Here is a 6,451-nt window from a genome sequence, read left to right on the forward strand (position 1 = left end):
GAGAAGGCCAGCCCGCCACCGACGGCCGCGGAGACCCAGCGGGCGCCCGGCTTGGCGAGGTCGACGAGCAGACCGGCGACGACCAGGGAACCGGCCACCAGGCGCACCTGGCGGTCCAGTGCCCAGGTCCGGCGGGCGCCGGCGACCTGGTCCAGCGGCCGTCCGGCGCTCGCCCAGGCGTTGGTGCCACCGGTCAGGGTGAGGGTGGGGATGCCGGCCTCGGCCAGCCGACGGCAGGCGTTGTCGGCGCGCGGCCCGGCGGCGCAGACGACGGCGATCTCGTTGTTCCCGGCGGCCTCGCGCAGGGCGGGCAGGGCGCGGTCGAGCTGGTCGAGCGGGACGTTCAGCGCGCCGGGGATGTGGCCGGCGGCGTACTCGCCGGGGGAGCGGACGTCGATGAGGGTGAGTTCTTCCAGGCGGGGCTGGAGCTGCTCGACGGTCAGCGGCGTGGTGGTCATGGGTTCGCGGTTCCTCTCGGGAAGGGGGTCGGGCTACCGGTGGTCGTGCGGATCGGTGGCGCTCGGCGGTCAGCCGGGCGGGGAGCCGGCCTGGTGGTCAGCTCAGGGTGGTGACCAGCATCAGCGCGGCGACGCCGAGCAGGGCGACGGCGAAGGTCTTCTGGAGGGTGCGCCCGCTGAGCTTGTCGGCGAGCCGCTTGCCGTCCCAGGCGCCGAGGATCGCGGCCCCGGTGAAGGGGGCGGCCACGGCCCAGTCGATCGCCCCGGTCGCGCCGAGGCGGGGGAGCAGGGCGGCGAAGGAGTTGGCGCTGATGACCAGCAGGCTGGTGCCGACCGCCTCGGCCATGGTGAAGGCGAGCACCGAGACGAGGGCCGGTACGGCGAGGAATCCGCCGCCGACGCCGAGCAGTCCGGTGACCGCGCCCAGGCCGGCGCCGGCCGCCGCGGAGCGGCCGGGTCCAGCGGCGGAACGTTCCTGCGTCTGTGCCTTGGGAGGCATCAGCATCCGCCAGGCCGCGAGCGCCGCCAGCACCGCGAAGGCACCGGTCAGCAGCGCGCCCGGCAGATGGGCGGACAGTGCTCCGGCGGCCATCGCGAAGGGTAGTCCGGCGGCGGCGAACAGCGCGCCGGTGCGCCAGCGGACCCGGCCCGCCCGGGCGTGGGCGAGCAGTCCGGTGAGCGAGGTCGCGGCGACGATCACCAGGCTGGCCGTGGTGGCCAGTGCCGGGGTGAAGCCCAGCAGGTAGACCAGCGCGGGGACGGCGAGCATGCTGCCACCGCCGCCCAGCCCACCCAACGCGAGCCCGACCACCGCGCCGGCGGCGAGCGCCAGGATCAGCGTGGTCATATCACGTGCCCGGCGTCACCGCCGGGGGTGGTGACCGGCAGGCCGGCCAGCGCCCAGGCGCCCATGCCGCCGGCCACGTTCAGCACCTCGACGCCGCGTGCGGCGAGCACCTCGGCCGCGCGCTGGGAGCGGTTGCCGGAGCGGCAGATCGCCAGCACGGTCCGCCCGGTCGCCTCGGGCGGCAGCGGCACGCCCGCGACCAGCGCGATCAGCGGCTGGTGCAGGGCGCCGGGGGCGTGCCCGGCGGTGAACTCGGCGGGCTCCCGGACGTCGAGCAGCACGGCGGCGCCGGTGCGGGCCAGCTCGTGCGCCTGGGTGGGCGTGGCCTGGCCGGGAGTGGCGTTCGGCCCGGGGGTGTGCGGCAGCGAAGGCATGCGGTTTCTCCAGTGGTGCAGACCGGACCGCAGTGGTCCGGAGTAGCGGGGGTCGCCATGGGTCTCGCGGGCGTCCGTACCGGCCCGGTGGCCCGGTGCGGCGGCGTGACCGGCGCGTCCTCGGCCCCGTCCGTGCCTGGCTCGGTGGTGGAGGCCGTCCCCCTCGATGTCCACCATAGTACCCCGGGGGGTATTATCGAAATCGTTCGGGATACCCCCATCCGTATCGACTCAGGAAGTCGTATGCTCGGAAATATACCGTGGGGGGTATCAAAACGGCGCTGTGGCGCCCGACGCCCAGGAGGGTTCCCCGTGTACTTCGCCCAGTTCTACCTCGACTGCCTCTCCCAGGCCTCGTACCTGATCGCGGACGAGCGCACCGGCCGGGCCGTCGTGGTCGACCCGCGCCGTGACGTGGACGAGTACGTCGCCGACGCCGAGGCCCACGGCTTCACCGTCGAGGCGGTCGTCAACACCCACTTCCACGCCGACTTCCTGGCCGGCCACCTCGAACTGGCCGACCGCACCGGCGCCTGGATCGGCTACGGACGCCGCGCGGAGACCGAGTACCCCATCCGCAAGCTCGCCGACGGCGAGCGGATCGAGCTGGGCGACGTCACCCTCCAGATCATGGAGACCCCCGGGCACACGCCCGAGTCGATCAGCATCCTGGTCTTCGAGCAGCCCGACGACACCGTCCCGTACGGTGTGCTCACCGGCGACGCCCTGTTCATCGGCGACGTCGGCCGCCCCGACCTGCTCGCCTCCGCCGGCGTCACCGCCGACGAACTCGGCGCGATGCTCTACGACAGCGTCCACCGCAAGCTGATGGGCCTGCCCGACGAGACCCTCGTCTTCCCCGCCCACGGCGCCGGCTCGGCCTGCGGCAAGAACCTCTCCACCGACCGCCAGTCCACCATCGGCCGCGAGCGCGCCACCAACTACGCCTGCGCCCCGATGGACGAGGCCACCTTCGTCGCCCTGGTCACCGACGGCCAGCCCACCGCCCCCGGCTACTTCGGCTACGACGCCGACCTCAACCGCCGCGAGCGCGAGCTCTTCGACCCGGCCGCCGTCCGCGCCCTGACCGGCACCGAGTTCCTGCGCCTTCGCGCCGGGGGCGCCCTCGTCGTCGACGGCCGCGACCCGGCCGCCTTCGCCGCCGGACACCTCGCCCAGTCGTTCAACGTCCCCGCCGACGGTCGCTTCGCCGAGCAGTCCGGCACCGTCCTCGCGCCGGAGAGCGAGCTGCTGGTCATCGCCCCGGAGGAGCGCGGCGCGGAACTCGTCACCCGCCTCGCCCGGATCGGCTTCGACAAGGTCGCCGGCTACCTCGCCGACCCGGAGGACGTCTTCCTCGCCAACCCCGAGCTGATGCGCCAGGGCGCCCGCCTCACCGTCCACACCCTGCGCGAGGAACTCGCCGGCCAGCAGCCCCCGCTGGTCGTCGACGTCCGTGGCGCCGGCGAGCGCGAGAACGGAGCCATTCCCGGCTCGATCCACCTCCCCCTCGCCGAACTCCCCACCCGCCACGGCGAACTGCCCACCGACCGCCCCGTCGTCCTGCACTGCGCCGGCGGCAGCCGCTCCTCCATCGCCGCCAGCCTGCTGCGCCACCACGGCCACCGGAACACCTACGACCTGATCGGCGGCTACGGCGCCTGGGAGAGTGCCCCGGAGGCCTGACCCCGACCGTCCCGGCCCACCCCCTGCCCCGGGAAGCCTCCCCGGCGGAGCCCGGTCCGGGCCAGGGGGTGTGGTCGCGGCGGACGCACCTCGGACACGAGGTGTCCGAGGTGCGGAACCGCACCGGGCCGGTGGACGGCCGCTTGCACGGTGCGCATCGCGCGACGGCCGGCCGCGCGAGCACGGCGGAGGGCGGGGCCGACCGCGTTTCGCGTGTCCGAACGCCGGTTCGCCTCACAGCACTCGGTCGACCAGCCCGTTGACGTAGTCCGGGGTGAGCGGGCCCGCGCCGAACAGCACGCGCATGTACATCGGGGCCATGACGTGGTCCAGCACACCGAGCGCGTCGGGGGGGTTCTCGCCGCGTTCCCGGGCGCGGTCGAGCACGGTCTGCAGTTGCCGGGAGCGTTCGGCGAGGAGGTTGTCACGTGCCTGCAGGCCCTGCCGGCCGTTGCCGGTCAGGGCGACGACCAGACGCAGCAGCGCCAGGCCGTCGGGTCCGGTGATCTCCCGGGCCGCGTTGGCCGCGAGGGCGCGCAGGTCGCCGGCCAGGCTGCCGGTGTCGGGCATCGGCGACTGCGTGTTGAGGTAGGTGAGCAGCACGTCGGCGAGCAGCTTGTCCATGCCGCCCCACCTGCGGTAGATGCTGCTGTCGGCCACGCCCGCGCGAGCGGCGACGTCGCCGACCGTGAAGTTGCCGTAGCCGCGCTCACCGACCAGGTCGGTGACGGCCCGGTGCACCGCCGCGCTGACGCGGGCGCTGCGCCCGCCGGGCCTCTTGGCCGGCTGTTGATCGTCCATGCCGCCCAGCTTAACGCAGCTCAAACTTGCGTTTGTGTCATGGTCTCCCTAGTATCCACTAACGCAGTGGGGAGCTGCGTTTGATGGTGCTCGCAGAGTTTCCTGCCTCGTGCCGGGTGCCACGGACCAAGGGAGGGGACGGTCTTGACCACGACTCAGGGCACGACGACGGCTGAACCGCTGGTGGCGGCGGGCAGCCGTTCGAAGCAGGTCGCGCTGCTGGCGGTGACCTGCCTGGGGCAGTTCATGGTGCTGCTCGACAATACGATCGTCGGCGCGGCGCTGCCTGACATGCGGGAGCGGTTGCACACGGGGTTGACCGGCTTGCAGTGGATCGTCGACGCCTATGTGCTGATCGTCGCCATGCTGCTGTTGTCCGGCGGCGTCTTCGCCGACCGATTCGGCCGCAGGCGGGTGTTCCTGTCCGGCGTCGCGTTGTTCACCGTCGCATCCGCGGTGTGTGCCGCCGCGCCCTCGATCGGCTGGCTGCTGGCCGGCCGGGTGCTGCAGGGCATCGGTGCCGCGGCGCTCAGCCCGGCCTCGTTGGCGTTGCTCGCCGCCGCGTATCCGGCGCCGCGGGAGCGGGTCAAGGCGATCGGGCTGTGGGCCGGAATCAGCGGAATCGGCATGGCCGCCGGGCCCCTGGCCGGTGGAGTGCTGGCGGATGCCTTCGGCTGGCCCGCCATCTTCCTCGTCAACCTGCCGATCGGTGTCGTCCTGCTCCCGGCGGGCCTGCGGTTCCTGAGCGAGTCCCGCAATCCGAGCGCCCCCGCCATCGACCTCCCCGGGACGATCCTGTCCGTCCTGGGAGTGGGGGCGTTGGCCTACGGCATGATCGAGGGCGGCTCCCGCGGCTGGACCTCGCCGGTGATCCTGGGCAGCTTCGCGGCGGCCGTGGTGCTCCTCGCCGTCTTCGTCGCCGTCGAAAGCCGTCGCGCGGCGCCGATGCTCCCGCTGCGGCTGTTCCGGCAGCGGCTGTTCACGGTGGCCAACACGGCGATGGTCGTGGTCGGGTTCGCCCTGATGGGCTCGTCGTTCTTCTTCTCCCAGTTCTTCGTCTACGTGCAGGGCAGTTCGATCCTGTGGGCCGGCCTGCAGACCCTGCCCACCTCGCTCGGCATGGTCGTCCTCAGCCCGTACGCGGGTCGGCTCGCCGCCCGGTACGGCTTCCGGTTCGTGGTCACCACCGGCCTGACGCTGGCCGGGCTGGGACTGCTGGCCCTGGGCTTCGTGCACGCGGACACCGGCTACGGCAACGTGTGGTGGCGGCTGGCCCTCATCGGCGTCGGCTTCGCGCTGACCCTGTCCCCGCTGACCGGTGCCGCCATCCAGGCCGTCAGTCCACAGGAGGGCGGCCTCGCCTCGGGGATCAGCAGCACCACCCGGCAGATCGGCGCGGTATTCGGAGTGGCGCTGCTCGGGGCCGTCGTCCGCGGCCGGGAATCGGGAGGCGGCTCGTTCGCGGAAGGCCTCAACAGTGCCTTCATCGTGGCCGGTGCCGCCACCTTGGCCGCGGCTGTGTTCGCCGGGCTGTGGCTGGCGAGTTCGAGCCGCTCCTGAACGGCACGGTGGCCGGCTGTGCCACGGATGCTCGGCCTCCCGGCACCGGTAAGGATGTGTGAACTGTCCTGTCGTAACCGACTTCTGACGGTGAATCCGCCGGCGGAATGACTGACTGACAGTCACCGCAGCGACTGGCGGCAGGTCATGACGAGAGATCGGCCACCAGACAAGATGACACATCGTCACCATGGACCGGCAACCCTTGCCCGCGTGAGACTGAACCGGGCAGTACCGGGAAACGGGTGGGAGGTCGCCGGATCCACGGCTAGCCTTGGCCGGTGCTGCCCGCACGCCCCCGAGCCCATCGGTCGAAGGAAAGCAACAGTGGGAACTCAGCTGGACGAGTCCGGACTCAGCATCGCCCTGGTGATGGAGAACGCTCTGCACCGATTCGCCCTGGAAGGCATGATCCGGGTGTTCGACCGTGCCGGGACCGTCCGGTTGCTGAACTCCCGCCCGGCCGACGGGCAGCGCTTCGACCTCGTGCTGACCGCCGCCGCCGAGCTGGGCAACGACGGCATCCCGGAGCTGGTCCAGGCGCTTTGCGCCGACGGCGCCCGGCTGCTGCTGTTGCTGGTCGACGGGACCGAGGCGATCGACCCGCGGGCGCTGGCGCGGTGCGAGGCGCAGGGGTTCCTGGCCTGGTCCGAGCTGGAGCCGGAGACCCTGCGCGAGGCGGTGACCGCGGCGCTGGCCGACAGGTTCTACGTCTCCGGCATGCT

7 protein-coding genes are annotated in these 6,451 nt (G+C 72.7%); 3 read left to right on the forward strand and 4 right to left on the reverse strand.

Annotated features, from left to right (window positions below; all coding sequences use genetic code 11):
- The 3 genes from ACFRMQ_RS36560 to ACFRMQ_RS36570 all read right to left on the reverse strand — a co-directional run.
- Nucleotides 1-458, reverse strand: a 458-nt coding sequence (locus ACFRMQ_RS36560; RefSeq protein WP_380735150.1) for a rhodanese-like domain-containing protein, incomplete at its 3' end; no start/stop codon positions are given.
- Nucleotides 459-555: 97 nt separating this feature from the next.
- Nucleotides 556-1,305 (reverse strand): sulfite exporter TauE/SafE family protein, encoded by a 750-nt coding sequence (locus ACFRMQ_RS36565; protein ID WP_380735151.1) that lies wholly within the window; start codon nt 1,303-1,305, stop codon nt 556-558.
- Nucleotides 1,302-1,679: a rhodanese-like domain-containing protein gene (locus ACFRMQ_RS36570; RefSeq protein ID WP_380735152.1), complete on the reverse strand. Its 378-nt coding sequence runs from the start codon at nt 1,677-1,679 to the stop codon at nt 1,302-1,304. The genes ACFRMQ_RS36565 and ACFRMQ_RS36570 overlap by 4 nt, the downstream gene beginning before the upstream one ends.
- A 312-nt stretch (nt 1,680-1,991) precedes the next feature.
- On the opposite strand from ACFRMQ_RS36570, the gene ACFRMQ_RS36575 reads away from it, so the two are divergent.
- The gene (locus tag ACFRMQ_RS36575; RefSeq protein WP_380735153.1) at nt 1,992-3,365 is read left to right on the forward strand and encodes a rhodanese-like domain-containing protein; all 1,374 of its coding nucleotides are present in this window, start codon (nt 1,992-1,994) and stop codon (nt 3,363-3,365) included.
- 234 nt (nt 3,366-3,599) lie between these two features.
- On the opposite strand, the gene ACFRMQ_RS36580 is transcribed toward ACFRMQ_RS36575, so the two are convergent.
- Entirely contained in the window at nt 3,600-4,166 is a 567-nt protein-coding gene (locus ACFRMQ_RS36580) for a TetR/AcrR family transcriptional regulator (protein WP_380735154.1), read from the reverse strand.
- 183 nt (nt 4,167-4,349) lie between these two features.
- Between ACFRMQ_RS36580 and ACFRMQ_RS36585 the strand changes: the two genes are divergently transcribed.
- Complete coding sequence (locus ACFRMQ_RS36585) at nt 4,350-5,726, forward strand: MFS transporter (RefSeq protein WP_380735156.1); 1,377 nt, start codon at nt 4,350-4,352, stop codon at nt 5,724-5,726.
- A 327-nt stretch (nt 5,727-6,053) separates the two neighbouring features.
- On the forward strand, nt 6,054-6,451 hold a 398-nt coding region (locus tag ACFRMQ_RS36590; RefSeq protein WP_380735155.1), incomplete at its 3' end, for a hypothetical protein.

Origin of the sequence: Kitasatospora sp. NPDC056783 (assembly GCF_042789895.1) — a bacterium.
In the GTDB taxonomy this organism is placed as follows: domain Bacteria; phylum Actinomycetota; class Actinomycetes; order Streptomycetales; family Streptomycetaceae; genus Kitasatospora.